We start from the raw sequence: 25,779 nt of genomic DNA, 5'->3' as shown, positions 1-25,779 counted from the left end.
TTCCGCTTCGCGCCGTTCCCCGCGCCCCCGGTTTCGCGCCCGCCTGCCTTACATCCCTACTCGTCGTCCTCGTCCTTGGGACGCTCCGTCGCATGCCCAGTAATGGGCTTCTCGCCCTTCGGCCCCTGGTTCTCGCGGCGCCGCAGGTACCTCTCGAATTCGCGGGCGATCGCGTCCCCGGATGCCTCCGGCAACTCCGCGGTGTCCTGCGCCTCCTCCAACTGCTGCACGTACTCCGCGACTTCGGAGTCCTCCGCGGCGAGCTGGTCGACGCCGAGCTGCCAGGCGCGGGCGTCGTCGGCGAGTTCGCCCGGGGGGATGCGGAGGTCGAGGAGGTCTTCCAGCTTGTTGATCAGGGCCAGGGTGGCCTTGGGGTTGGGCGGCTGGGAGACGTAGTGCGGGACGGCGGCCCAGAAGGTGACGGCGGGGACGCCGGCGTGGGCGCAGGCCTCCTGGAGGACGCCGACGATGCCGGTGGGGCCCTCGTAGCGGCTCTCTTCGAGGTCGAGGCTGCGGGCCACCGTCGCGTCGGAGGTGACTCCGGAGACCGGGACCGGCCGGGTGTGCGGGGTGTCGCCCAGCAGCGCGCCCAGGACGACGACCAGTTCGACGCCCAACTCGTGGGCGAAGCCGAGCAGTTCGTTGCAGTAGGAGCGCCAGCGCATGCTGGGCTCGATGCCGCGGACGAGCACCAGGTCGCGCGGCTTGGGCTCGGTGACCCGGACCACCGAGAGTCTGGTGGTGGGCCAGGTGATCCGGCGGACTCCGCCGTCGAGCCAGATGGTGGGCCGGTTGACCTGGAAGTCGTAGTAGTCCTCGGCGTCGAGCGCGGCGAACACCTTGCCGCCCCAGGTCTCGTCGAGGTGTCCGAGCGCGGCGGAGGCCGCGTCGCCGGCGTCGTTCCAGCCCTCGAAGGCGCAGATCATCACCGGGTCGATCAACTCGGGCAGGTCTTCCAGCTCGATCACCCGGCATCTCCCTCCGTCCGTGGCGGGGGCACTGCCGCCCCCAGGTCCCTACCTGCCCAGCCTACGGGCTTTGAATGCCACCCGTGGCCGGGCAAGGGGCCCAAGCGTACGCCGTGAGCGGACGGGGCACCGGGTCTCAGTCGACGGGTTCGGCGCAGGCGATGGTCGGGTTCATGGCGAGGGTGCCGGGCGGGGCGGGGATGGTGAAGGAGACGGTGGCCTCCTCGGGGCAGGTGTGCTCGGTGCTGCCCTTGAGGCTGACGGTCTGCTTGACGTACTCCTTGTCGACCTTGTACTCGGGCTTGTGGTCGCCCTTCCCGTCGCACCGGGTCTCGGCGACGCTGTCGGAGCCGCTGGCGCTCTTGACGGCGTAGACGCAGTCGCCCACGACGATGCCCACTCCGCCGCCACCGCCGGGGTCGCCCGGGTGCGGGTCGTGCAGGTTGCGCAGGCAGGCCCAGGCCGACTTGTTGCGGGCGACGTTGGTGAGCGCGTTCTGGGTGAGGTCGAGGGCGACGTCGGTGCCGTCGGGGCAGTCCGCGCCGTGCGGGAGGGCGGCGGCGACGCCGGTCAGGGTGCCGCTGCGCTTGGTGACCTTGGCCTCGGCGTTCGGGCTGTCGCAGGGCACCATCTCGTAGTGCGAGGTGGTGCCGCTGCCGCCCGGGTTGAGGGCGCGGGCGCATTTGCCCTCGGCGAAGTACGAGTCGTCGAGCTGCGGGGTCGACGGGGTACTGGCGGCCGGGGTCGGGGCGGTGGTCGAGACGGTGGGGGAGGGGCTGGGCGGCGGTGCGGCCTTGGCGTGCTTGGCGGGTTCGCAGCCGACCAGGAGCAGGCCGGCGGTGAGCAGCGCCAGTCCGGTTCCGGCGGTGCGCAGGAGTGTGCGGGGCATATGGTTCCTCCGTGCCCGAGTGGTGTGCGGCGGGCGGCGTGGCTGCCCAACCCGCCTGGAAATGCCGGGCTTTGGTCAACGCTACCTTGACGGGCCGTCAGGTCGGCGAGGGGATCTCCGCCGCGGTCGGCGCGCCCGTTCGCGGTTCCCCGCCCGAACCACCAGGCTGATCCGCAGAGATGGTTCCGTCTATCGGATTTACCGTTCTGCGAGGGGAGAAGGCCATGAAGGCAGCTGTGGTCCGGGACTTCACCGAGCCGCTGGAGATCGAGGAACGCGAGGTGCCGACCCCGGCGCCGCACCAGGTGCTGGTCAGGATCGAGTGCTCCGGCCTGTGCCACACCGACATTCACGCCGCCCGCGGCGACTGGCCGGTCAAGCCGTCCCCGCCGTTCGTGCCCGGCCACGAGGGCGTGGGCATCGTGGAGGCGGCCGGTTCGAACGTCCGGCACGTCGAGGTCGGCCAACGGGTCGCCATCCCGTGGCTGGCCGACGCCTGCGGACGCTGTGACTACTGCGTCACCGGCTGGGAGACGCTCTGCCTGTCCCAGCACAACTCCGGCTACTCGGTGGACGGCGCCTACGCCGAGTACGCCCTCGCGCACGGCGACTACGTGGCGCCCGTCCCCGACGGCGTGGACCCGATGGACGCCGCCCCGCTGTCCTGCGCGGGCGTCACCACGTACAAGGCGGTCAAGCTGGCCGGCGCCCGGCCCGGCACCCGGGTGCTGATCTCGGGCATCGGCGGCCTCGGCCACCTCGCGCTCCAGTACGCGCGGATCTTCGGCGCCGAGACCGTCGCGGTGGACATCACCGACGACAAACTGAAGCTCGCCGAGGACCTCGGCGCCGACCACGTCATCGACGCCCGCACCCAGGACGTCGCGCAAGAGGTGCACAAGCTCGGCGGCGCCGACGCCGCCGTCTCGCTGGCCGTCAGCAACGCGTCCTTCCGCGCCGCCTACGACTCGCTGCGCCGCGGCGGCACCCTCGTACTGGTCGCGCTTCCCGCGGAGGGCGAGCTGACGCTGCCGGTGTTCGAGACGGTGCTGAACGGCACCAAGGTGATCGGCTCGATCGTCGGCACCCGGCAGGACCTCGCGGAGGTGTTCCGGCTGCACGGGCTGGGCCGCACCAAGGTGATCCGGGAGACCCGCAAGCTGGAGGACGTCAACTCCTGCTTCGAGGACGTGCTCGCGGGCAAGGTCTCGGCCCGCCTGGTGTTCGACCTGCGCTGACCCCAGCGGCGGAGAGGGGGACGGGACACCCGTCCCCCTCGACGACACCGCGTCAGGCAGAAGCCCGCCCGGTCATCAGGGCGGTGATCTCCGCGGCGAGCTCCGGGCCGAGCTCGCCCCAGCCCTCCTTGTAGCCGTACACGCCGGCCAGGGTGCGGGCCTCGTAGTCGCCGTTCAGCACCTCGATGTCCTCGGCGGTGATCAGCGACGGGTGCGCGACGCCGAGCGCCGAGGAGACCTTCGTCAACTCCTTGCGCAGGGTGCGCAGGTAGACCGCCGCCCGGGCCGACTTGGAGACCGGGTCGACGCCGCGGGCCAGCCACGGGTTCTGGGTGGCGATGCCGGTCGGGCACTTGTCGGTGTGGCACTTCTGGGCCTGGATGCAGCCGATCGACAGCATCGCCTCGCGCGCCACGTTGATCATGTCGGCGCCCAGCGCGAACGCCACCGCCGCGTTCTCCGGCAGGCCGAGCTTGCCGGAGGCGATGAACGTCAGCTCGTCGGTCAGCCCCAGCTCGGCGAAGGTGCCGTAGACCCGGGAGAAGCCCATCCGGAACGGCAGGGACACCGAGTCCGCGAACATCCGCGGCGCCGCGCCGGTGCCGCCCTCGCCGCCGTCGATCGTCACGAAGTCGACGCCCCGGTCGCCGCGCGCCATCCGCGCGGCCAGCTCCTGCCAGAAGTCCAGCTCGCCGACGGCGCTCTTGATGCCGACCGGCAGGCCGGTCTCGGCGGCCAGCAGCTCGACGAAGTCCAGCATCGAGTCCACGTCGCCGAACGCCGAGTGCCGCGACGGCGAGGCGCAGTCCTCGCCCACGGGTATGCCGCGGATCTTCGCGATCTCGGGCGTCACCTTCGCGCCCGGCAGCATGCCGCCCAGGCCCGGCTTGGCGCCCTGCGACAGCTTGATCTCGATCGCCCGGACCGGCGCCCCCGCCACCACGTCCTTGAGCTTGTCGAGGTTGAAGGTGCCGTCCTCGTTGCGGCAGCCGAAGTACGAGGTGCCGAGCTGGAGCACCAGGTCGGCGCCGTTTCGGTGGTACGGCGACAGGCCGCCCTCACCGGTGTTGTGCATCGCGCCGGCCTGCGCCGCGCCCTTGTTCAGCGCGGTGATGGCCGCGCCGGAGAGCGAGCCGAAGCTCATCGCGGAGATGTTCACCACGCTGCCCGGCCGGAACGCCTTGGCCCGCCCGCGCGGCCCGCCCAGCACCTTGGCCGACGGCAGCGGCGCCTGCGGGTCGTGCCCGTCCGGCAGCGGCCCGGCGAAGGTGCGCTGCTTCAGGTAGGCGCGGCCCTGCGCCTGAGCGACGTCCACCTCGGTGCCGAACCCGAAGTAGTTGTTCTCCTCCTTGGCGGAGGCGTAGATCCAGCTCCGCTGGTCACGGCTGAACGGCCGCTCCTCCTCGTTGGAGGTCACGATGTACTGCCGCAGCTCCGGCCCGATCGTCTCCAGCGCGTACCGGGCGTGCCCGAGCACCGGGAAGTTCCTCAGCAGTGCGTGCTTCTTCTGGAGCAGGTCGCGGGCGGCGAGCGCCGCCACCGCGGCGGCGGCGGCAGCCGCGCCGATCTTCCGGGCTTGCATGGACGTTCGTTCCTCCTGGGTGCAGGCCCCTTCCCCACACGGCGGAGCCGAGAGCGATGCTAGGAAACCCTCCGGACCGTCCCGCGCACCGGGGGCCGGACGGCCGGATCGCACCAGGTCAGAGGCACCAGCCGTCCCGGTACGCCGCCCAGTGGTCCGGGGTCGCCGCGAAGTCCACGTACAGCGCCAGCCCGAAGTTCTGCCGCGAGCCCGGGCCGAGCGCGAGGCGGGCGCCGCGGACGGCGGCGCGGACCGTCTCGGCGTCGCCCCGGTGGGCCGGGGTGTCGTCCCAGTACGCGGGCAGACCCATCAGCAGATCGGTCCCCGGCGGGGTGTTGGCCAGCGCCAGTTCGGTCTGCCGGGCGACGTAGCCGCCGTACAGCGACTCCACCGGCATCGAGGTGTCGTAGGACATCACCGCGACCTGGTCGACCCGCCGCGCGGCCTGCGCGAAGTACCCGGCGCTCCACCACTTGCCGTGGTCGGTGAGCGCGAAGGTCACCCGGCCGATCATCGGGACGGGCTCGATCTGCGGCGCGGCGATGGACAGCGGCACGCCCCGGGCGGCGGTCAGCGCGTGCACCTGGTCGAGCAGCGCGAGGAACCCGGGGGAGTCGTTGTGCACCGGTTCCAGGTCGAAGTGGACGCCGTCGAAGCCCAGGTCGAGGACCTGTTTCGCGGAGGCGGTGATCCGCTCCCGCACGTCCGGCCGGTCCAGGTGCAGGCCCACTTTCTCCGGCGCGACCACGTCGCCCAGCCAGGACTGGATCCGCACCCCCGGCATCGCGGCCCGGGCCCGCTCCAGGAAACCGGCCACCCCCGGGGCCAGCTTCGGATCGAGCGAACCGTCGTGCTCCAGCGGGCCGGTGTGCACGTACAGGTCGTGGATGCCGGTGCCGCGCACCCGCGACGCCAGCATCGTCAGATCGGCGTCGGTGCGCCGCCCGTCCACCCAGGCGTGGCCCAGCCAGATCGCGTCCCGGCCGCGGGTGCGGGCGTCGGCCGCCGGGTCGCCGGAGTAGTACCAGCGCAGCGCCAGACCCGCGCCCACCAGCGGCACCACCAGCATCGCGAGCACCACCACGCACGCCGTCACCACCCGGCGGCGCCGGGTCCAGCGGGTGCGGCGGCTCCAGCGGCGACGCGCCCGGGCGGGCACCGTCCGCCATACGGACGGCCCAAGGGCACGGACACGGTGACGCCACCTGCTCGAACGCGATGAAGCGGGCATGGACGGGCTCCCTTCCGGTGGATGGGGACGCCCACGATGCGAAATGGGTTCCATCACACCGCCGTCGGGCGGATACCCTGACCGGGTGCGTCCCCGGTCAAGGGGGGCCGCATAGCCGACAGCCGTCGCACTCAGGGAGCAGCCTCATGGCCACCGTTGTATCCGCGTCCACCCAGCAGGACCGCGCCACCGCCTTGCGCGAGGCCCTCGCCACCCGGGTGGTGGTAGCCGACGGAGCGATGGGCACGATGCTCCAGGCCCAGGAGCCGACGCTGGAGGACTTCCAGCAGCTCGAGGGCTGCAACGAGGTCCTCAACCTGACCCGCCCCGACATCGTCCACTCGGTGCACGACGCGTACTTCGCGGTCGGCGTGGACTGCGTGGAGACCAACACCTTCGGCGCCAACCACTCGGCGCTCGGCGAGTACGACATCTCCGACCGGATCTTCGAGCTGTCCGAGGCCGGCGCCCGGATCGCCCGCGAGACCGCCGACGAGTACACCGCCAAGGACGGCCGCACCCGCTGGGTGCTCGGCTCGATCGGCCCCGGCACCAAGCTGCCGACGCTCGGCCACACCACCTTCGAGACGGTCCGCGAGGGCTTCCGGCAGAACGCGGCCGGCCTGATCGCGGGCGGCGCCGACGCCCTGCTGGTCGAGACCAGCCAGGACCTGCTGCAGACCAAGGCCTCCGTGCTGGGCTGCCGCGAGGCACTCGCCGAGGCCGGCCTGAACCTGCCGATCCTCGCGCAGGTCACGGTGGAGACCACCGGCACCATGCTGCTCGGCTCGGAGATCGGCGCCGCACTGACCGCGCTGGAGCCGCTCGGCATCGACTTCATCGGCCTGAACTGCGCCACCGGCCCCGAGCAGTACAGCGAGCACCTGCGCTACCTGGCGAAGAACGCCCGGATCGGCCTGTCCTGCATGCCGAACGCGGGCATGCCGGTCCTCGGCAAGGACGGCGCGCACTACCCGCTGACCCCCGAGGAGCTCGCCGACGCGCACGAGGTGTTCGTCCGCGACTACGGCCTGGCGCTGGTCGGCGGCTGCTGCGGCACCACCCCCGAGCACCTGCGCCAGGTCGTCGAGCGGGTGCAGGGCCGGCCGATCACGCCGCGCGAGCCGAAGCCCGAGCCGGCCGCCGCCTCGCTGTACCAGACGGTGCCGTTCCGGCAGGACACCTCGTACCTGGCGATCGGCGAGCGCACCAACGCCAACGGCTCGAAGAAGTTCCGCGAGGCGATGCTCGCCGCCGACTGGCAGGCCTGCGTGGAGATCGCCCGCGAGCAGATCCGCGAGGGCGCGCACCTGCTCGACCTGTGCGTGGACTACGTGGGCCGCGACGGCGTCGCCGACATGAAGGAGATCGCCGGCCGCCTCGCCACCGCCTCCACCCTGCCGATCGTGCTCGACTCCACCGAGCCGCCGGTGCTCCGGGCCGGCCTGGAGATGCTCGGCGGCCGGGCGGTGCTGAACTCCGTCAACTACGAGGACGGCGACGGCCCCGACACCCGCTTCGGCAAGATCGCCGCACTCGCCCGCGAGCACGGCGCCGGCCTGATCGCCCTCACCATCGACGAGGACGGCCAGGCCCGCACCGCCGACAAGAAGGTCGCCATCGCCGAGCGGCTGATCGAGCAGCTGGGCCGCGAGTACGGCATCCACGAGAGCTCGATCCTGGTCGACTGCCTGGCCTTCACCCTGGCCACCGGCCAGGAGGAGTCCCGCCGCGACGGCATCGAGACCATCGAGGCGATCCGCGAACTCAAGCGCCGCCACCCGGACGTGCAGACCACCCTCGGCCTGTCCAACATCTCCTTCGGCCTCAACCCGGCCGCCCGGCAGGTCGTCAACTCGGTCTTCCTGCACGAGTGCGTGGAGGCCGGCCTGGACTCCGCGATCGTGCACGCCGCGAAGATCCTCCCGATGAACCGCATCCCCGAGGACCGCCGGCAGACCGCCCTCGACCTCGTCTACGACCGCCGCAGCGAGGGCTACGACCCGCTGCAGAAGCTGCTCCAGCTGTTCGAGGGCGTCTCCGCCGCCTCCAGCGCCGCCTCCAAGGCCGAGGAGCTGGCCGCCCTCCCGCTGGAGGAGCGCCTGCAGCGCCGCATCATCGACGGCGAACGCAACGGCCTGGAGGCCGACCTGGACGCCGCGCTGACCGAGCGCCCGGCGCTGGAGATCATCAACGACACGCTGCTGTCCGGCATGAAGGTGGTCGGCGAACTGTTCGGCTCCGGCGAGATGCAGCTGCCGTTCGTGCTGCAGTCGGCCGAGGTGATGAAGGCCGCGGTGGCCCACCTGGAGCCGCACATGGAGAAGTCCGACAGCGAGGGCAAGGGCACCATCGTGCTGGCCACCGTCAAGGGCGACGTCCACGACATCGGCAAGAACCTGGTCGACATCATCCTGTCCAACAACGGCTACAACGTGGTCAACATCGGCATCAAGCAGCCGGTGTCGGCGATCGTCGAGGCCGCCCAGGAGCACAAGGCCGACGTGATCGGCATGTCCGGCCTGCTGGTCAAGTCCACGGTGATCATGAAGGAGAACCTGGAGGAGCTCAACCAGCGCGGCCTGGCCGCCGACTTCCCGGTGATCCTCGGCGGCGCCGCCCTCACCCGCGCCTACGTCGAGCAGGACCTGCACGAGGTCTACGACGGCGAGGTCCGCTACGCCCGCGACGCCTTCGAGGGCCTGCGGCTGATGGACGCCCTGATCGGCGTCAAGCGCGGCGTCCCCGGCGTCGTCCTGCCGGAGCTGCGCAAGCGCCGGCACGCCCGGGTCGAGGTCGAGGAGCCGGAGGAGGTCAACCTCGGCCAGATCCGCTCCGACGTGGCCGTCGACAACCGCGTCCCCACCCCGCCGTTCTGGGGCGACCGGATCATCAAGGGCATCCCGTTCCAGGACTACGCCTCCTGGCTCGACGAGGACGCCCTGTTCAAGGGCCAGTGGGGCCTCAAGGGCGGCCGCTCCGGAGGGCCGTCGTACGAGGAGCTGGTGGAGACCGAGGGCCGCCCGCGCCTGCGCGGCTGGCTGGACCGCCTGCAGACCGAGGGCTGGCTGGAGCCCGCCGTCGTCTACGGCTACTTCCCGGCCAACTCCAAGGGCGACGACCTGATCCTCTACCGCGAGGACGGCTCCGAACTGACCCGGTTCACCTTCCCCCGCCAGCGCCGCGGCCGCCGCCTGTGCCTGGCCGACTTCTTCCGCCCGGAGGAGAGCGGCGAGCGCGACGTGGTCGGCCTCCAGGTGGTCACCATGGGCAACCGGATCTCCGAGGCCGCGGGCGAGCTGTTCGCCGGCAACTCCTACCGCGACTACCTCGAATTGCACGGCCTGTCCGTGCAGTTGGCCGAGGCACTGGCCGAGTTCTGGCACGCCCGGGTCCGCTACGAGCTCGGCTTCGGCGACGAGGACCCGCAGGACGTCAAGGACATGTTCGCGCTCAAGTACCGCGGCGCGCGCTTCTCGCTCGGCTACGGCGCCTGCCCGAACCTGGAGGACCGCGCCAAGATCGCCGAACTGCTCAGGCCCGAACGGGTCGGCGTGATCCTCTCCGAGGAGTACCAGCTGCACCCCGAGCAGTCCACCGACGCCATCGTCCTGCACCACCCCGAGGCCAAGTACTTCAACGCCCGGTAGAACACTTCCACCACAGATCATCCGTTCGCCCCGCAGGCGCCCGGTGCAATCCGCCCCGGCGGGCGTATTCTTGATGATCCTGAACGGGCCGGTCCGCTCACCAGCGGGCCGGCCTGTGCCATCCCCGGACGCAGTGCGCTCCGGACGACCACCCGGAAGGACGGCGCGCATGACGACGGTCTCGACCCCGATCCGTGTCGGCGGAGACGGCAGCGGCTTGCAGGCCGTCCTGCTGGACATGGACGGCACCCTGGTCGACACCGAGGACTTCTGGTGGCAGGCCGAGGTCGACCTGTTCGCCGAACTCGGCCACCACCTCACCGCCGAGGACCGCACCCACGTGGTCGGCGGCCCGATGACCCGCGTCATCGACTACCTGCTCACCCGCACCGGCGCGGCCATCCGCCCCGCCGACCTCGGCGCCCAGATCAACCAGCGCTTCGTCGACCTGCTGCACGGCGGCGTTCCGCTGATGCCCGGCGCCGAGCGCCTGCTCAACACCCTCGCCGCGCACGGCATCCCGGCCGCCCTGGTGTCCGCCTCGCACCGGCACATCATCGACATCGTGCTGCGCAGCCTGGGCGCGCAGAACTTCGCCTTCACGGTGGCCGGGGACGAGGTCCCGCGCACCAAGCCCTTCCCGGACCCGTACCTGACCGCCGCGGCCCGCCTGGGCGCCGACCCGGCCCGCTGCGTGGTCGTCGAGGACACCCCCACCGGCGTCGCCGCCGCCGAGGCGGCGGGCTGCCCCGTCATCGCGGTACCCTCCATCGCCACCATCGAGCCCGGCCCCGGCCGGCTGGTGCTGTCCTCGCTGGAGCAGGTCGACCTCGACCTGCTGCGCACCCTGGCCGGCGCCCGGGTGTGACCTTCGTCTCCTTCATGCGGTTTTCCGGTTCCCCTCCGCGTCCGTGGGTACGCGGACCGTATCCGGCAGCAGGTGCGAAATCGGGCATTGGCTGACAACTCGTCGGTTCCCGGAGAGTAGCTTTCCGGGTCTCGCCGACCCATTGTTCGAACAGTCGGTGACCGACCCGGTGCGATGTGGCACGCTACATCCGATCAGTAGCCATCCCGCGCCGCCGCCCACCGCCGTCAGACCCCGGCCGGGGGCGCCCGCGCGTCGTACCAGACCTGCGCCGGCCACCCCACCCCGCGGCCGGCCGGTTCTCCGGCGTCGGCCGGCCGCACGCAGTAAGGAAGACCACCCCGCATGACTACGCCCAACCGCCTGGCCGTGCTCAGCTGCGCCGCGCTCGTCGCCACCACGGCGGCCGGCTGCGCGTCCGTGGAGAAGGCTGCCACCGGCGGCGACAACGGTGCTGCGATCACCCTGGGCACCACCAACGGGACCACCGTGCTGGACCCGGCCGGCGCCTACGAAATCGGCTCCTGGCTGGTGCTCAACAACTCCTTCCAGTCGCTGCTGGCCTTCCCGCCCGGCGCTACCCTGCCGCAGCCGGACGCCGCGGAGTCGTGCCAGTTCACCGGCAACGACACGATGACGTACACCTGCACGCTGAAGACCGGGCTGAAGTTCACCAACGGGCACCCGGTGACGGCCGAGGACGTCAAGTACTCGATCGACCGCACCAAGAAGATCAACGACCCGGCCGGTCCGCTCCCGCTGCTGTCCACCATCAAGTCGGTGGAGACCAACGGCGACCGCGAGGTCACCTTCCACCTGGAGACCCCGGACGCGGTTTTCCCGGCCAAGCTGGCCTCGCCGGCCGGCGCCATCGTGGACCACGCGGTCTTCCCGGCCGACAAGCTGCTCGAGAACGACAAGCTGGTCGGCTCCGGCGCGTACAAGATCGACGCGATCGAGAACCACGGCAAGAGCCCGGCCAAGGTCACGCTGTCGCCGAACCCGACCTACAAGGGCAGCGCCACCAAGCCCGAGAACAGCAAGTTCACCGTCCGCTTCTACGAGAAGGCGGACGAGCTGAAGGCCGCCCTCGACAAGGGCGAGGTCGACGTCGCGGACAACAGCCTCGAGCCCGCCACGGCCGCCCAGATCAAGAACGACGACCAGTCCGGCAAGGGCAACCTGCGGGTCGCCGAGGGCGACAGCGGCGAGACCTTCTACCTGGTGTTCAACACCAAGGACGACATCGGCGGCAAGCAGCCGGTCCGCCAGGCCGTCGCCCAGCTGCTCGACCGCAAGGCGCTCGCCCACGACGTGTACGCGGGCACCGTGCTGCCGCTGTACTCGGTCGTCCCGGCCGGCGTGGTCGGCCACAACACCGCCTTCTTCGACAAGTACGGCGAGCCGGACATCGCCAAGGCCAAGAAGATCCTGACCGACGCGCACATCAGCACCCCGGTCAAGCTCAACCTGACCTGGTCCCGCTCCCGGGCCGGCGCCGCCGAGCTGGAGAACGTCAAGAAGCAGCTGGACGCCAGCGGCCTGTTCCAGGTGACGGTCCAGCAGGAGCCGGACTGGAACACCTTCATCGCCAACTGGTCGAACAACAGCTACCAGGCCTACCTGATCGGCTGGACCCCCGACTACGTCGACGCGGACAACTACATCACCCCGCTGGTGGTCGGCGGCGGCGCGTTCCACAACAACTGGGACGACCCGCAGATCAGCACCAAGCTGGTGCCGGAATCGATCAAGCTCACCGACCGCACCGGCGGCGGCGCCTACGCCATAATCCAGAACCGGCTGGCCGACGCCGTGCCGATGGTCCCGCTGTACCAGAACAAGTCGTTCTACGTGTACCGGACCGGTGTCACCGGCGTCGACAGCACCGTGGACAACACCAGCCGCTTCCGCTTCTGGGAGATCGGCCGCACCGGCAAGAAGTAACGTTTCGCCCGGCCGTACGGCCACCAGAACGGCCCGCCACCCCCAAACCGGGGTGGCGGGCCGTCGGCCGTTCCAGAGGGCCTACAGGGCGCCGGGGCGCACCAGACCGCTCTCGTACGCGTACACCGCGGCCTGCACCCGGTCGCGCAGCTGGAGCTTGGTCAGCACGTGGCCGACATGGGTCTTCACCGTCGTCTCGGAGACGAACAGCTCGGCCGCGATTTCCGCGTTCGACAGCCCGCGGGCCACCAGCCGCAGCACCTCCACCTCGCGCTCCGTCAGCACGGTCAGCGCCTGCGGCGGGGCCTCGTCACCCGACGGCAGCTTGGTGGCGTACATGTCCAGCAGCCGGCGGGTCACCGACGGGGCCAGCATCGCCGCACCGTCCGCCACCACCCGGATCGCCTGCACCAGCTCCTCCGCCGGGACGTCCTTCAGCAGGAAGCCGCTGGCGCCCGCGCGCAACGCCTCCACCACGTACTCGTCCAGGTCGAAGGTGGTCAGCACCAGCACCTTCGCCGGGCCGCTGCGGTCCGGGCCGGCGATCCGGCGGGTGGCCTCCACGCCGTCCATCCGCGGCATCCGGATGTCCATCAGCACCACGTCCGGCTGCAGCGCGCGGACCTGGTCCAGCGCCTGCTGCCCGTCGCCCGCCTCGCCGACCACCACGAGATCGGACTCCGCCTCCAGAATCATCCGGAAACCGGTACGGAGCAGCGGCTGGTCGTCCACCAGCAGCACACGGATCGTCACCTACGACTCCTTGCGGGGATTGGTCAGAGTAGCCAGGGGCAGCGGATACGGCGGGGGAGTGCCGCCGAACTCCGGACAGCTGGACTTGTGGTCGCACCAGTCGCACAGCCGGTTGCGGGTCGCCGGGAACTCACCGGTGGCCACCGCCGCCGAGATCGCCTCCCACAGCGCCTCCAGCTTCCGCTCCACCGCCAGCAGATCGGCCTCGTCCGGGTCGTACGTCACCACGTCGCCGCCGCCGCCGAGATACACCAGCTGCAGCCGCTTGGGGAGCACGCCCTTCCACCGCCAGACCACCAGCGCGTAGAACTTCATCTGGAACATCGCCTTGCCCTCGAAGTCCCGCGAGGGCGCCCGGCCGGTCTTGTAGTCCACCAGCCGCACCTCGCCGGACGGCGCGACGTCCACCCGGTCGATGTAGCCGCGCAGCAGCAGGCCCGAGGCCAGCGCGGTCTGCACGTACAGCTCCCGCTCCACCGGGTGCAGCCGGGTCGGGTCCTCCAGCCGGAACCACTTCTCCACCAGCTTCTCGGCATCGCCCAGCCAGGCGGCCAGCTTCCCGGCGTCATCCGGGAACAGATCGGCCAGCTCCGGCCGTTCCCCGAGCAACCGCTCCCACTGCGGGGCCAGCAGCCCCCGGGCCCGCTCGGGGGTGCGCTCCACCGGCGGGTGGTCGAACAGCCGCTCCAGCACCGCGTGCACCAGCGTCCCCCGGGTCGCCGCCGCACTCGGCGGCTCCGGCAGCCGGTCGATCACCCGCAGCCGGTACAGCAGCGGGCAGGTCATGAAGTCACCCGCCCGGGACGGCGACAGCCCGGTCGGCGCGGCCGCCGGACGGGCAGTGGGCGTGGGGTCGGTCTGCTGCATGCCCCGACCCTATTGCACCGGACGGACAGCATGGGCGAACGGGTCGAGAAGCTGGGTATGGCACAAGGAGAGCGGGGTGCGCCGCCGCAGCGGGCCGGAGATCACGTAGCGTACGAGGAACCCACGTCGCGAACGCGAAATCCACGGAGCGTGCGGGGCACCAGAGGGTCGGCGGAGAGTGGAGGGAGCACGGTGAACGACACCAAGGGGCGGGCACCCGGGGCACCGGACTCGCCGCACAGGGGCGAACCGCCCCGCGGCGGCATCCTGATGGGCCGCCCGTTCGGCGTGCCCGTCTACGTCACCCCGTCCTGGTTCCTGGTCGCCGCGCTGATCACCTGGATCTTCGGCAGCCGGCTCGCCTACGTCCTGCCCGAGCTCGGCGCCACCCGCTACCTGCTCGCCTTCTCCTTCGCCGTCGCCTTCTACGGCTCGGTGCTGGTCCACGAACTCGCCCACACCCTGGTCGGCCTGCGCTACAAGCTCGGCGTGCGCCGCATCCAGCTCCAGTTCCTCGGCGGCATCTCCGAGATCGAGAAGGAGGCCGACCGCCCCTGGCGCGAGTTCTGGCTCGCCGTCGTCGGCCCGCTGCTCTCCCTGGTACTGGCCGGCATCTTCTGGGCCGGCCTGCGCGCCGTCGAACCCGCCACCGTCCCCGGCGTGCTGCTGGCCGGCCTGATGATCTCCAACCTGGTGGTCGCCGCCTTCAACCTGCTGCCCGGCCTCCCGCTCGACGGCGGACGGATGCTGCGCGCCGTCGTCTGGGCCGTCACCGGCAACCCCATGAAGGGCACCCTCGCCGCCGTCTGGACCGGCCGCGCGCTGGCCATCGCCGTCGTCCTCGGCCTGCCCGTCATCGGCGCCGCCCAGAACGCCCAACGCTCCACCGGCGAAGCCATGCTCGACGGCGTCCTCGCCGCCATCCTCGGCTTCATCATCTGGCAGGGCGCCGGCAACTCGCTGCGCAACGCCCGCCTCAAGGAGGTCCTGCCCGGGCTCAAGGTCCGCGACCTGGCCCGCCGCAGCATCGACGTCACCGCCGACACCCCCCTCGGCGAAGCCCTCCGCCGCGCCCACGAGGCACACGCCGGCGCCCTCGTGGTCGTCGACGGCCGCGGCGAACCCACCGGCCTGGTCAAGGAATCCGCGGTCCACAACGTCCCCGAACACCGCCGCCCCTGGGTCGCCGTCTCCGCCGTCTCCCGCGACCTCGAACCTGGCCACACCATCCCCGTCGACCTGGCCGGCGAACAGATCCTGGAAACCCTGCGCCGCGCCCCCGCCTCCGAATACCTGGTGGTCCGCGCCGACGGCACCGTCTACGGCGTGCTCTCCCTCACCGACCTCGAACGCCGCCTCACCGCCGCCGTACTCGGGCGGCCGGGCGCCTGAACCGATCATGTGGTCGGGACGGCCCTCCGGCTCCCGTAGGATGGCCCCCATGTCCGAACCGACCGGTGCCGCCCGCCGACGCGGGCCCTTCCAGGTCGGGGACCAGGTCCAGCTGACCGACCCCAAGGGCCGCCACTACACGTTCACGCTCCAGGCCGGGAACCAATTCCACACCCACAAGGGTGCGTTCCCGCACGACGAGCTGATCGGCGCTCCCGAGGGCACGGTCGTCCGCACCACGGGAAACGTCCCGTACCTCGCGCTGCGCCCCCTGCTCCCCGACTACGTCCTGTCCATGCCGCGCGGCGCTGCCGTGATCTACCCCAAGGACGCGGGGCAGATCCTGGCGATGGCCGACATCTTCGCCGGCGCGAGGGTGGTGGAGGCGGGCGTCGGATCCGGCGCCCTGTCCACCTACCTGCTGCGCGCCGTCGGCGACACCGGCATGCTCGCCTCCTACGAACGGCGTGAGGACTTCGCGGACATCGCCCGCAGCAACGTCGAACGCTACTTCGGCGGCCCGCACCCCGCGTGGAAGCTCACCGTCGGCGACCTCCAGGACAACCTGGTCGAGACCGACGTCGACCGCGTCATCCTCGACATGCTCGCTCCCTGGGAGTGCCTGGACGTCGCCTCCAAGGCGCTCGTCCCCGGCGGCCTCATCTGCTGCTACGTGGCCACCACCACGCAGATGTCCCGCACCGTCGAGGCGCTGCGCGAACACGGCACCTTCACCGAGCCGCAGGCCTGGGAGACCATGGTCCGCACCTGGCACCTCGAAGGCCTCGCCGTCCGGCCCGACCACCGCATGATCGGCCACACCGGCTTCCTGCTCACGGCTCGCCGCCTGGCCGACGGCGTCGAACCCCCGCTCCGCCGCCGCCGCCCCGCGAAGGGCGCCTACGGCGAGGACTACGACAACGCCGAGCCCGAGCTGACGCTCGCGGAGCGGGCTGCGGTGCGCAAGGCGCAGCGGGAAGCGGCCGCACATGATGGCCGCGACCTGAGCTGAGAGATTCGGCTACCAGGGGCGCGGGGAACTGCGCGAGCAAGGAACGCACGTCCGCAAGGTCGCGATCAACGGCAAGTCATTGCCCGCGTCGCGACCTTGCGGACGGGCGCCTTCCGATTCGCGCAGTTCCCCGCGCCCCTGTTTTCGCATCCACCCGCTTCCGCCCCTGGTTGTTCGCCCACACTTCCCACTGTGCGAAAATGCCCACACCGGAAGGGGAGTTCGTGGTGCATGCGCAGTCGGGGTTGAAGCACTGGGTGCTGGTTGCGGCGGGATGTGCCGCTGTTGTGGGTGGGGCGCTCGGGGCGAACTCGGCGACCGGGGCCGTGGTGACGGGTCATCAGGTCGAGGCGGTGGTGCCGGAGGTGGATCTGTCGAAGGTCCAACTGCCCATGGAGTGCGGGCCGTTCCCGGTCGCGGTGAGTCTGAAGGCGTCGGCGGTGGTGGACGGGAAGCCGCTCGGGGTGCTCGCGGCGCACTGCCAGGCCGACATGGGGACGCCGCCGGACCAGATGTTCGTGGTGGAAGGCGCCGGCAGGCCGGTCGAGTTGCTCTCGGACCGGGACGGCTACACGCTCACCGAGTTGGCGATCCGCTCCGACGGTTCGATCCGCGGCGCGGCTCGCGGCTACTCCTCCGACGACATACCGCGCTTCTCGCCGGACGTGGCCGTGGAGTTGGTGTGGACGAAGTCCACCGGCGGGGTGTGGGCGAAGACCGAGACCCGGACCGCCGCCCACACCGCCTGACGGTTCGTCAGTCCGCGTCCGGACCGTAGACCTCGACGCCGTCGGCGGCACGGCGGACGTGGATGCAGTCGCCCGGGCAGTCCTTCACCGAGTCGACGACGTCCTGAAGGAGCGTGAGCGGGACGGGCACCGTCTCGCCGGGCTGCTGCCGCAACTCGTCGTCCTCGCCCTTCACATAGGCGAGTCCGTCGATGTCGAGTTCGAAGACCTCGGGCGCGTACTGCGCGCAGATCCCGTCCCCGGTGCACAGATCCTGGTCGATCCAGACTTCGAGTGCCTCGCCCGTCCCCGCCATTGCCCCTGCCGTTTCTGCTCTGGTCGCCCCGCATTCGGGGACATTCCTGTCACGATACATCCGCGCTGCTTTGAACCGTTGAGGGGTGGGCATCTCCTCTGTCAGAGGGGAAGCGTGCAGGGCGAACATCGGACACGCCCGATCCATCTTTCTGATCTAGGGGTTTACATGACCCTGGTCCCAGGTAGGTTTGGGTCGTCCAGCTCCCCCAGGAGGAGGTGAGGACCGTGGCAGCCAACGATGACGACTACGACCGCAGCGCCGGCAGGCCCGCACGGGGGTCCGACGAGGCCGCGCAGGTCTCCTACCTCGAGCAGGAGATCGCCGTCCTTCGGCGCCGGCTCGCCGATTCTCCGCGCAGCTCAAGGGTGCTTGAGGAGCGGATCGTCGAGCTGCAGACCAACCTGGCCGGCGTGACCGCCCAGAACGAGAGGCTCGTCGCCACCCTGCGCGAGGCCCGCGACCAGATCGTGGCCCTCAAGGAGGAAGTGGACCGGCTCGCCCAGCCGCCCGCCGGATTCGGCGTCTTCCTCGAGCAGAACGAGGACGGCACGGCCGACATCTTCACCGGCGGCCGCAAGCTCCGGGTCAACGTCAGCCCCAGCGTGGAGCTGGACGAGCTGAGCCGCGGCCAGGAGGTGATGCTCAACGAGGCGCTGAACGTCGTCGAGGCGATGGCGTTCGAGCGGATCGGCGAGATCGTCACGCTCAAGGAGCTGCTGGAGGGCGGCGACCGCGCGCTGGTGGTCGGGCACACCGACGAGGAACGGGTGGTGCGCCTCGCGGAGCCGCTCCGCGAACTCACCCTGCGGGCGGGCGACGCGCTGCTGCTGGAGCCGCGCTCGGGTTACGTGTACGAGGTGGTGCCGAAGTCCGAGGTCGAGGAACTGGTCCTCGAGGAGGTCCCGGACATCGACTACCGGCAGATCGGTGGCCTGGCCAACCAGATCGAGCAGATCCGGGACGCGGTCGAGCTGCCCTACCTGCACGCCGACCTGTTCAAGGAGTTCGAGCTCCGCCCGCCCAAGGGCGTGCTGCTGTACGGCCCGCCCGGATGCGGCAAGACGCTGATCGCCAAGGCGGTCGCCAACTCGCTGGCCAAGAAGGTCGCCGAGGTGACGGGCCGGCCGCAGGGCAAGAGCTACTTCCTGAACATCAAGGGCCCCGAGCTGCTCAACAAGTACGTGGGCGAGACCGAGCGGCAGATCCGCCTGGTCTTCCAGCGGGCCCGGGAGAAGGCGGGCGAGGGCACGCCGGTCATCGTCTTCTTCGACGAGATGGAGTCGCTGTTCCGCACCCGCGGTTCCGGCGTCAGCTCGGACGTGGAGAACACCATCGTCCCGCAGCTGCTGGCGGAGATCGACGGCGTGGAGGGCCTGGAGAACGTCATCGTGATCGGCGCCTCCAACCGCGAGGACATGATCGACCCGGCGATCCTGCGGCCCGGCCGGCTGGACGTCAAGATCAAGATCGAGCGGCCGGACGCCGAGGCGGCCAAGGACATCTTCTCCAAGTACCTCAAGGACTCGCTGCCGTTCCACCCCGACGACGTCAAGGAGCACGAGGGCTCGGTGCCCGCCACCGTCGCCGCCATGATCCAGTCGGTGGTCGAGCGGATGTACTCCGAGACCGAGGAGAACCGCTTCCTGGAGGTCACCTACGCCAACGGTGACAAGGAGGTGCTGTTCTTCAAGGACTTCAACTCCGGGGCGATGATCCAGAACATCGTCGACCGCGCGAAGAAGATGGCCATCAAGGACTTCCTCGACCACGGCCAGCGCGGTCTGCGCGTCTCCCACCTGCTCGCCGCCTGCGTGGACGAGTTCAAGGAGAACGAGGACCTGCCCAACACCACCAACCCGGACGACTGGGCCCGCATCTCCGGCAAGAAGGGCGAGCGGATCGTGTTCATCCGCACCCTCGTCACCGGCAAGCAGGGCGCCGAGTCCGGTCGCTCCATCGACACTGTCGCCAACACGGGGCAGTACCTGTAGTACGCGAACCACCCGTCCGGCTGCGGCGCTCGCAGGGCTCCGCAGCCGGACGGCGCGTCTGCACCGGCAGTACCGACAGGGTCAGGAGGGCCGCATGACCGTACGGCGCGTGATGGGGATCGAGACCGAGTACGGCATCTCCGTGCCGGGCCACCCGAACGCCAACGCCATGCTCACCTCGTCCCAGATCGTCAACGCGTACGCGGCGGCGATGCACCGGGCGCGCCGCGCCCGCTGGGACTTCGAGGAGGAGAATCCGCTGCGCGACGCCCGGGGCTTCGACCTGGCCCGGGACGTGGCGGACGCCAGCCAGCTCACCGACGAGGACATCGGTCTGGCCAACGTCATCCTCACCAACGGCGCCCGGTTCTACGTCGACCACGCGCACCCCGAGTACTCGTCCCCCGAGGTCACCAACCCGCGCGACGCGGTGCTGTGGGACAAGGCCGGCGAGCGCATCATGGCCGAGGCCGCCGCCCGCGCGCTGGAGCTGCCGGGCGGGCAGCGGATCCTGCTCTACAAGAACAACACCGACAACAAGGGCGCCTCCTACGGCACCCACGAGAACTACCTGATGCAGCGGGCCACCCCGTTCGCCGACATCGTCCGCCACCTCACGCCGTTCTTCGTCTCCCGCCAGGTGGTGTGCGGGGCCGGCCGGGTCGGGCTCGGGCAGGAGGGTGGCGGGCACGGCTTTCAGATCAGCCAGCGCGCCGACTACTTCGAGGTCGAGGTCGGCCTGGAGACCACCCTCAAGCGCCCGATCATCAACACCCGCGACGAGCCGCACGCGGACTCCGAGAAGTACCGCCGGCTGCACGTCATCATCGGCGACGCCAACCTCTCCGAGATCTCCACCTACCTCAAGCTCGGCACCACCGCGCTGGTCCTGTCGATGATCGAGGACGGCTTCATCGCCGTCGACCTCGCCGTCGACCAGCCGGTGCGCACCCTGCACCGGGTCTCCCACGACCCGGAGCTGAAGCACCTGGTGTCGCTGCGCTCGGGCCGCAAGCTCACCGCCGTCCAGTTGCAGATGGAGTACTGCGAGCTGGCCCGCAAGTACGTCGAGGACCGGTTCGGGCAGGACGCCGACGACCAGACCATGGACGTGCTGGCCCGCTGGGAGGACGTGCTGGGCCGGCTGGAGCGCGACCCGATGAGCCTGTCCCGGCAGCTCGACTGGATCGCCAAGAAGGAGATCCTGGAGGGCTACCGCCAGCGCGACGCCCTGAACTGGGACAGCCCCCGGCTCCAGCTGGTCGATCTCCAGTACAGCGACGTACGCCCCGACAAGGGGCTGTACAACCGCCTGGAGGCGCGCGGCCGGATGGAGCGGCTGCTCACCGAGGACGAGGTGCGCCGCGCCGTCACCGAGCCGCCCGAGGACACCCGCGCCTACTTCCGCGGCCGCTGCCTGGAGCAGTACGCCGACCACGTGGCCGCCGCGTCCTGGGACTCGGTCATCTTCGACCTGCCCGGTCGCGACACCCTCCAGCGGGTGCCCACGATGGAGCCGCTGCGCGGCACCAAGGCACACGTCAAGGAGCTGCTCGACCGGTGCCGCACCGCGGAGGACCTGGTTCGGGTCCTGTCCGGCGGGTAACTTTTCGATCACCACGGGTGAACATTTCCCCGACGGGGAATCATTCAGGTGAGCAGCGAGCGTTGTACCGGAACACCGAGCGAGCGGGGTGAGGAAAATGGCGGAGAAGGACACCGGCGGCGGCCAGCAGCGGGCCAGCCGCTCCTCCGAGGAGGTCGAGGAGCAGGCCGCGGAAACTCAGGCCTCGGACGACCTCAAGGAGCGGCAGGAAAAGCTCAGCGACGACGTCGACGCGGTACTGGACGAAATCGACGAAGTGCTGGAATCCAACGCCGAGGATTTTGTGCGCGGATTCGTGCAGAAGGGCGGCGAGTGAGAGGGGGCAACCCCTTTCCACCGGAAAAGAGCACGGCGAGCGCCGCAGGCATGCCCAAAGCGCGCCTGCGGCCTCGCCTTCTCTACGGCCCGTCGTCCAAGGACGTGGATCAGGCCCCGGGAGCGGGTAGGGTCCGGGGCACAACTCCAACTTTGGATCTTCGATCTGGAAGGACACGTGTGGAAGCCAACCTCAGTGGCACCGGGCGTCTACCGGCTGCCTTCCTCACCCCCGGTTCCTCCTCGTTCCTCGACTTCCTCGACAGCCACGCGCCGCACCTCCTGCCGGGGCGGCGCACCCTCCCCGAGGGGGTGGTCGTCGAGGCCCCGCACGGCACCACCATCGTGTCCGCGGTCTTCGAGGGCGGCGTGGTGCTCGCCGGCGACCGCCGGGCCACCATGGGCAACGTCATCGCCCAGCGCGACATGGAGAAGGTCTTCCCGGCCGACGAGTACAGCGCGGTCGGCATCGCCGGCACCGCCGGCCTCGCCATCGAGATGGTGCGGCTGTTCCAGCTGGAACTCGAGCACTACGAGAAGATCGAGGGCACCGTGCTCTCCCTCGAGGGCAAGGCCAACCGGCTCACCACCATGATCCGGTCCAACCTGGCGATGGCCATGCAGGGCCTCGCCGTCGTCCCGGTCTTCGCCGGCTACGACCTCGACCTCGGCCGCGGCCGGATCTTCACCTACGACGTCACCGGCGGCCGCTCCGAGGAGCGCGCGGGCTTCGCCGCCACCGGCTCCGGCTCGGTGTTCGCCCGCGGCTCGATGAAGAAGCTCTACCGGCCGGGGATGACCGCCGAGCAGGCCGCCACCCTCACCGTCCAGGCGCTGTACGACGCCGCCGACGACGACTCGGCGACCGGTGGGCCCGACCTCGCGCGGAAGATCTTCCCGATCGTCACGCTGATCACCGAGGACGGCTTCCGCCGGCTCAGCGAGGAAGAGGTCACCGCGATCGCGGTGTCCATCACCGACCAGCGGCGCGAGCACCCCAACGGCCCGCAGGCCCCGCTGCTCTGAATCCGCCTCAACCACCCGAAGGGAGACCGGCGGTGTCCACCCCGTTCTACGTCTCGCCCCAGCAGGCCATGGCGGACCGCGCCGAGTACGCCCGCAAGGGCATCGCGCGCGGACGCAGCGTGGTCGTGCTGACCTACGCCGACGGCATCGTCTTCGTCGCGGAGAACACCTCCCGCGCCCTGCACAAGGTCTCCGAGATCTACGACAAGATCGCGTTCGCCGCGGTCGGCCGCTACAACGAGTTCGAGAACCTGCGGATCGGCGGCGTGCGCTACGCCGACCTGCGCGGCTACTCCTACGACCGGGCCGACGTCACCGCCCGCGGCCTGGCCAACGTGTACGCCCAGACCCTGGGCACCATCTTCTCCTCGGTCGGGGAGAAGCCCTACGAGGTCGAGCTGATCGTCGCCGAGGTCGGCCGCACCGACGCCGACGACCAGATCTACCGGCTCACCCCCGACGGCTCGGTGGTGGACGAGAAGAACGCCGTCGTGGTCGGCGGCAACGCCGACTCCATCGGCAACTACCTCGGCCAGCGCCACCGGGCCGGCCTGACCCTCGCCGAGGCGCTCAAGCTCGCCGTCGACGGCCTGGCCCGGGACCCCAACGGCGGCAGCCCGCGCACCATGACGCCCGAACAGCTGGAGGTCGCCGTCCTCGACCGCCAGCGGGTCCAGCAGCGCAAGTTCAAGCGCATCCTGGGCAGCCAGCTGTCCCGGCTGCTCAGCGGCGACGAGAGCGCCGCCACCGACGAGGACGAGGCGTCCGACACCGAATGACCGCGTCCGGCGGCCCGCCACCTGCCTGGTGGGCCGCCTGACGATCCATCACCGCACCGAAGGGTTTCACGGAGCTTCCCACAGAGAAGAGTCGCCATATGGACCGCCGAATTTTCGGGATCGAGAACGAGTACGGCGTCACCTGCACCTTCCGCGGCCAGCGCCGCCTGTCGCCGGACGAAGTCGCCCGCTACCTCTTCCGCCGTGTCGTCTCCTGGGGCCGCAGCAGCAACGTCTTCCTGAAGAACGGCGCCCGGCTCTACCTCGACGTCGGCTCCCACCCCGAGTACGCGACCCCCGAGTGCGACGACGTCGTCGAACTGGTCACCCACGACAAGTCCGGCGAGCGGATCCTCGAGGGCCTGCTGGTGGACGCCGAGCGGCGGCTGCACGAGGAAGGCATCGCCGGCGACGTCTACCTGTTCAAGAACAACACCGACTCCGCCGGGAACTCCTACGGCTGCCACGAGAACTACCTGGTCGCCCGGCACGGCGAGTTCTCCCGGCTGGCGGACGTGCTGATCCCGTTCCTGGTGACCCGCCAGCTGATCTGCGGCGCCGGCAAGGTGCTGCAGACCCCGCGCGGCGCCGTCTACTGCGTCAGCCAGCGCGCCGAGCACATCTGGGAGGGCGTCAGCTCCGCCACCACCCGCTCCCGCCCGATCATCAACACCCGCGACGAACCGCACGCCGACGCCGAGCGCTACCGCCGCCTGCACGTCATCGTCGGCGACTCCAACATGTCGGAGACCACCACCCTGCTCAAGGTCGGCGCCACCGACCTGGTGCTGCGGCTGATCGAGGCCGGCGTGGTGATGCGGGACCTGACGCTGGAGAACCCGATCCGGGCGATCCGCGAGGTCAGCCACGACCTGACGGGCACCCACCAGGTCCGGCTCGCCAACGGCCGGGAGGCCAGCGCCCTGGAGATCCAGGAGGAGTACTACACCAAGGCGCTGGAGTTCGCCGACCGCAAGGGCCTCAACGAGGGCACCGTGGCCCGCGTCCTGGACCTGTGGGGCCGCACCCTGGAGGCGGTGCGCACCGAGGACCTCGGCAAGGTCGGCACCGAGATCGACTGGATCATGAAGTACCAGCTGATCGAGAAGTACCGGGCCAAGCACCAGATGACCATGTCCAACCCGCGGGTCGCCCAGATCGACCTCGCGTACCACGACATCCACCGCCGCCGCGGCCTGTTCTACCTGCTGCAGAAGAACGGCCAGGCGCAGCGCGTCACCAACGACCTGCTGACCTTCCAGGGCAAGTCGGTGCCCCCGCAGACCACCCGGGCCCGGCTGCGCGGCGACTTCATCCGGCGCGCGCAGGAGCAGCGCCGCGACTTCACCGTCGACTGGGTGCACCTGAAGCTGAACGACCAGGCGCAGCGCACCGTGCTGTGCAAGGACCCGTTCCGGTCGGTGGACGAGCGGGTGGAGAAGCTGATCGCCGGAATGTGATCAAGTCGTCGACGGTCCGTCGGGGGCGCGCCCGAGTGCCTCCGACGGACCGGACGAATCGGGCCATACGCTGGCCTCATGCGTCGAATCGCCTGCCTGCTCTCCGTTCCCCTCGCCGCCGTGCTGCTGACCGCGTGCGGCAGCGGTTCCGGCAAGACCGCCGGGGCGACGCCCTCGGCGGCGGCCTCCCCGGTGGAGGTGCCGAGTCCGGTGGCGTCCGCCTCGCCGATGCCCACGATCAGTGGGGAGTTCGGCTCGAAGGCGACGATCACGCTGCCCGGCGGGCAGCCGAGCGGGCAGTTCGTGGTGAGCACCGAGACCGAGGGCACCGGGCCGGTCGTCAACAAGAACGACTGGGTGACCGTCAACTACACCGCCAAGGACTGGACCAGCGGCAAGGACCTGACCAGTTCCTACGACTCCGGCGGCAAGCCGCAGCTGTACCAGGCGGGCAGCGGGCAGCTGGTGCCGGCGTTCGACGTGAGCGTGGAGGGCAAGAAGGTCGGCAGCCGGCTGGTGGTGGTGGCCCCGCCGGCTGCCGGGTTCGGCTCCCAGGGATCGACGGCGCTCGGTGTCGGCAAGGACGACACCGTGGTGTTCGTGCTGGACATCATGCAGTCGGTGCCGCAGGACTCCACCGTCTCCGGGCAGGTCACCGAGCCGCCCGCGAACGCGCCGCAGGTCAAGGACAACGGCAAGGCCGCGCCCACCATCACCATCCCCTCGGGGGAGCAGCCGCCCGCCGACCTGCAGCAGTACGTGCTGATCAAGGGCACCGGCCCGGAGGTGAAGTCCGGTCAGACCCTGGTGGTCCAGTACACCGGCGTGACCTGGGCCGACGGCAAGCAGTTCGACTCCTCGTGGAGCCACGGCGGGGCGCAGGCGCTGCAGGTCGGCACCGGCAGCCTGATCAAGGGATGGGACCAGGGCCTGGTCGGCAAGACCGTCGGCAGCCGGGTGATGCTGGTCGTCCCGCCGTCGCTGGGCTACGGCGACAAGGCCAGCGGGTCGATTCCGGCGAACTCCACCCTGGTGTTCGTGATCGACATCCTGGAAGCTGTCTGATCGCCACCTGACAGCGGGGCCAGGGTCGGGCTGACCGGCTCTCATTCCGACCTGACATACTGCTGCCCCGCACCAGTGGTACACGCGTCGTCG

21 protein-coding genes are annotated in these 25,779 nt (G+C 70.5%); 14 read left to right on the top strand and 7 right to left on the bottom strand.

Annotated features, from left to right (window positions below; translation table 11 throughout):
* Positions 1-56 precede the first annotated feature (56 nt).
* Both ACGFWJ_RS01205 and ACGFWJ_RS01200 read right to left on the bottom strand, forming a co-directional pair.
* Positions 57-968: a PAC2 family protein gene (locus ACGFWJ_RS01205; RefSeq protein ID WP_392944001.1), complete on the bottom strand. Its 912-nt coding sequence runs from the start codon at positions 966-968 to the stop codon at positions 57-59.
* A gap of 136 nt (positions 969-1,104) precedes the next feature.
* A complete protein-coding gene (locus ACGFWJ_RS01200; RefSeq protein WP_387864751.1) occupies positions 1,105-1,857 on the bottom strand; it encodes a hypothetical protein in 753 nt (250 codons plus the stop codon).
* A gap of 224 nt (positions 1,858-2,081) precedes the next feature.
* Here ACGFWJ_RS01200 and adhP point away from each other — a divergent pair, with 224 nt between their 5' ends.
* The gene (gene adhP, locus ACGFWJ_RS01195) at positions 2,082-3,095 is read left to right on the top strand and encodes an alcohol dehydrogenase AdhP (protein ID WP_392943999.1); all 1,014 of its coding nucleotides are present in this window, start codon (positions 2,082-2,084) and stop codon (positions 3,093-3,095) included.
* Positions 3,096-3,147: 52 nt separating this feature from the next.
* Here the strand turns inward: adhP and ACGFWJ_RS01190 are convergent, their stop codons facing one another.
* Positions 3,148-4,677 (bottom strand): FMN-binding glutamate synthase family protein, encoded by a 1,530-nt coding sequence (locus ACGFWJ_RS01190; RefSeq protein WP_392943997.1) that lies wholly within the window; start codon positions 4,675-4,677, stop codon positions 3,148-3,150.
* 118 nt (positions 4,678-4,795) lie between these two features.
* Positions 4,796-5,836: a hypothetical protein gene (locus ACGFWJ_RS01185; RefSeq protein ID WP_392943995.1), complete on the bottom strand. Its 1,041-nt coding sequence runs from the start codon at positions 5,834-5,836 to the stop codon at positions 4,796-4,798.
* 218 nt (positions 5,837-6,054) lie between these two features.
* Between ACGFWJ_RS01185 and metH the strand changes: the two genes are divergently transcribed.
* The 3 genes from metH (at position 6,055) to ACGFWJ_RS01170 (ending at position 12,373) form a co-directional block, all read left to right on the top strand.
* Positions 6,055-9,558, top strand: a complete 3,504-nt coding sequence (metH, locus tag ACGFWJ_RS01180; protein ID WP_392943993.1) for a methionine synthase — start codon at positions 6,055-6,057, stop codon at positions 9,556-9,558.
* Positions 9,559-9,727: 169 nt separating this feature from the next.
* Positions 9,728-10,426 (top strand): HAD family hydrolase, encoded by a 699-nt coding sequence (locus ACGFWJ_RS01175; protein WP_392943991.1) that lies wholly within the window; start codon positions 9,728-9,730, stop codon positions 10,424-10,426.
* A 345-nt stretch (positions 10,427-10,771) separates the two neighbouring features.
* Positions 10,772-12,373 (top strand): ABC transporter substrate-binding protein, encoded by a 1,602-nt coding sequence (locus ACGFWJ_RS01170; RefSeq protein WP_392943989.1) that lies wholly within the window; start codon positions 10,772-10,774, stop codon positions 12,371-12,373.
* 81 nt (positions 12,374-12,454) lie between these two features.
* On the opposite strand, the gene ACGFWJ_RS01165 is transcribed toward ACGFWJ_RS01170, so the two are convergent.
* Together ACGFWJ_RS01165 and ACGFWJ_RS01160 are read right to left on the bottom strand one after the other, a co-directional pair.
* Positions 12,455-13,126 (bottom strand): response regulator transcription factor, encoded by a 672-nt coding sequence (locus ACGFWJ_RS01165; protein ID WP_073808639.1) that lies wholly within the window; start codon positions 13,124-13,126, stop codon positions 12,455-12,457.
* Positions 13,127-13,993, bottom strand: coding sequence for a RecB family exonuclease (locus ACGFWJ_RS01160; RefSeq protein ID WP_387864738.1), 867 nt, complete (start codon positions 13,991-13,993; stop codon positions 13,127-13,129).
* Positions 13,994-14,185: 192 nt separating this feature from the next.
* Between ACGFWJ_RS01160 and ACGFWJ_RS01155 the strand changes: the two genes are divergently transcribed.
* The 3 genes from ACGFWJ_RS01155 to ACGFWJ_RS01145 all read left to right on the top strand — a co-directional run bounded on the left by ACGFWJ_RS01155 (position 14,186) and on the right by ACGFWJ_RS01145 (position 17,146).
* Positions 14,186-15,385, top strand: a complete 1,200-nt coding sequence (locus ACGFWJ_RS01155) for a site-2 protease family protein (RefSeq protein WP_392943986.1) — start codon at positions 14,186-14,188, stop codon at positions 15,383-15,385.
* 49 nt (positions 15,386-15,434) lie between these two features.
* A complete protein-coding gene (locus tag ACGFWJ_RS01150) occupies positions 15,435-16,397 on the top strand; it encodes a tRNA (adenine-N1)-methyltransferase (protein WP_387634022.1) in 963 nt (320 codons plus the stop codon).
* Between the two features lie 200 nt (positions 16,398-16,597).
* A complete protein-coding gene (locus ACGFWJ_RS01145; protein ID WP_392943984.1) occupies positions 16,598-17,146 on the top strand; it encodes a hypothetical protein in 549 nt (182 codons plus the stop codon).
* 7 nt (positions 17,147-17,153) lie between these two features.
* Here ACGFWJ_RS01145 and ACGFWJ_RS01140 read toward each other — a convergent pair whose 3' ends face one another.
* A complete protein-coding gene (locus tag ACGFWJ_RS01140) occupies positions 17,154-17,441 on the bottom strand; it encodes a ferredoxin (protein WP_285737743.1) in 288 nt (95 codons plus the stop codon).
* Between the two features lie 227 nt (positions 17,442-17,668).
* Between ACGFWJ_RS01140 and arc the strand changes: the two genes are divergently transcribed.
* The 7 genes from arc to ACGFWJ_RS01105 all read left to right on the top strand — a co-directional run bounded on the left by arc (position 17,669) and on the right by ACGFWJ_RS01105 (position 25,686).
* Positions 17,669-19,435: a proteasome ATPase gene (gene arc / locus ACGFWJ_RS01135; RefSeq protein ID WP_387864733.1), complete on the top strand. Its 1,767-nt coding sequence runs from the start codon at positions 17,669-17,671 to the stop codon at positions 19,433-19,435.
* Between the two features lie 94 nt (positions 19,436-19,529).
* The gene (gene dop / locus ACGFWJ_RS01130) at positions 19,530-21,041 is read left to right on the top strand and encodes a depupylase/deamidase Dop (protein ID WP_392943981.1); all 1,512 of its coding nucleotides are present in this window, start codon (positions 19,530-19,532) and stop codon (positions 21,039-21,041) included.
* Between the two features lie 97 nt (positions 21,042-21,138).
* Entirely contained in the window at positions 21,139-21,357 is a 219-nt protein-coding gene (locus ACGFWJ_RS01125) for a ubiquitin-like protein Pup (protein WP_035868822.1), read from the top strand.
* A 179-nt stretch (positions 21,358-21,536) separates the two neighbouring features.
* Complete coding sequence (prcB, locus tag ACGFWJ_RS01120) at positions 21,537-22,382, top strand: proteasome subunit beta (RefSeq protein WP_392943978.1); 846 nt, start codon at positions 21,537-21,539, stop codon at positions 22,380-22,382.
* Positions 22,383-22,414: 32 nt separating this feature from the next.
* Entirely contained in the window at positions 22,415-23,161 is a 747-nt protein-coding gene (gene prcA / locus ACGFWJ_RS01115; RefSeq protein WP_387634011.1) for a proteasome subunit alpha, read from the top strand.
* Between the two features lie 98 nt (positions 23,162-23,259).
* Complete coding sequence (gene pafA / locus ACGFWJ_RS01110) at positions 23,260-24,621, top strand: Pup--protein ligase (RefSeq protein WP_043911520.1); 1,362 nt, start codon at positions 23,260-23,262, stop codon at positions 24,619-24,621.
* A 78-nt stretch (positions 24,622-24,699) separates the two neighbouring features.
* On the top strand, positions 24,700-25,686 hold the full coding sequence (locus ACGFWJ_RS01105) for an FKBP-type peptidyl-prolyl cis-trans isomerase (protein ID WP_387634008.1): 987 nt from the start codon (positions 24,700-24,702) through the stop codon (positions 25,684-25,686).
* The last annotated feature ends 93 nt before the right edge of the window (positions 25,687-25,779 follow it).

It is taken from the genome of Kitasatospora sp. NPDC048407 (assembly GCF_043200475.1).
Lineage (GTDB): Bacteria > Actinomycetota > Actinomycetes > Streptomycetales > Streptomycetaceae > Kitasatospora.
The sequence above is the reverse complement of the archived record's forward strand: the minus strand, read 5'-3'. Positions and strand labels throughout refer to the sequence as shown.

What these genes read in the sequence shown, in the direction of transcription:
- metH (WP_392943993.1), top strand. Translation starts at nt 6,055, where the DNA reads ATGGCCACCGTTGTATCCGCGTCCACCCAGCAGGACCGCGCCACCGCC.
- ACGFWJ_RS01170 (WP_392943989.1), top strand. Translation starts at nt 10,772, where the DNA reads ATGACTACGCCCAACCGCCTGGCCGTGCTCAGCTGCGCCGCGCTCGTC.
- ACGFWJ_RS01200 (WP_387864751.1), bottom strand. Translation starts at nt 1,857, where the DNA reads ATGCCCCGCACACTCCTGCGCACCGCCGGAACCGGACTGGCGCTGCTC.
- ACGFWJ_RS01125 (WP_035868822.1), top strand. Translation starts at nt 21,139, where the DNA reads ATGGCGGAGAAGGACACCGGCGGCGGCCAGCAGCGGGCCAGCCGCTCC.
- ACGFWJ_RS01150 (WP_387634022.1), top strand. Translation starts at nt 15,435, where the DNA reads ATGTCCGAACCGACCGGTGCCGCCCGCCGACGCGGGCCCTTCCAGGTC.
- adhP (WP_392943999.1), top strand. Translation starts at nt 2,082, where the DNA reads ATGAAGGCAGCTGTGGTCCGGGACTTCACCGAGCCGCTGGAGATCGAG.
- ACGFWJ_RS01190 (WP_392943997.1), bottom strand. Translation starts at nt 4,677, where the DNA reads ATGCAAGCCCGGAAGATCGGCGCGGCTGCCGCCGCCGCCGCGGTGGCG.
- ACGFWJ_RS01105 (WP_387634008.1), top strand. Translation starts at nt 24,700, where the DNA reads ATGCGTCGAATCGCCTGCCTGCTCTCCGTTCCCCTCGCCGCCGTGCTG.
- ACGFWJ_RS01140 (WP_285737743.1), bottom strand. Translation starts at nt 17,441, where the DNA reads ATGGCGGGGACGGGCGAGGCACTCGAAGTCTGGATCGACCAGGATCTG.
- ACGFWJ_RS01145 (WP_392943984.1), top strand. Translation starts at nt 16,598, where the DNA reads ATGCCCACACCGGAAGGGGAGTTCGTGGTGCATGCGCAGTCGGGGTTG.
- pafA (WP_043911520.1), top strand. Translation starts at nt 23,260, where the DNA reads ATGGACCGCCGAATTTTCGGGATCGAGAACGAGTACGGCGTCACCTGC.
- dop (WP_392943981.1), top strand. Translation starts at nt 19,530, where the DNA reads ATGACCGTACGGCGCGTGATGGGGATCGAGACCGAGTACGGCATCTCC.
- ACGFWJ_RS01160 (WP_387864738.1), bottom strand. Translation starts at nt 13,993, where the DNA reads ATGCAGCAGACCGACCCCACGCCCACTGCCCGTCCGGCGGCCGCGCCG.
- ACGFWJ_RS01175 (WP_392943991.1), top strand. Translation starts at nt 9,728, where the DNA reads ATGACGACGGTCTCGACCCCGATCCGTGTCGGCGGAGACGGCAGCGGC.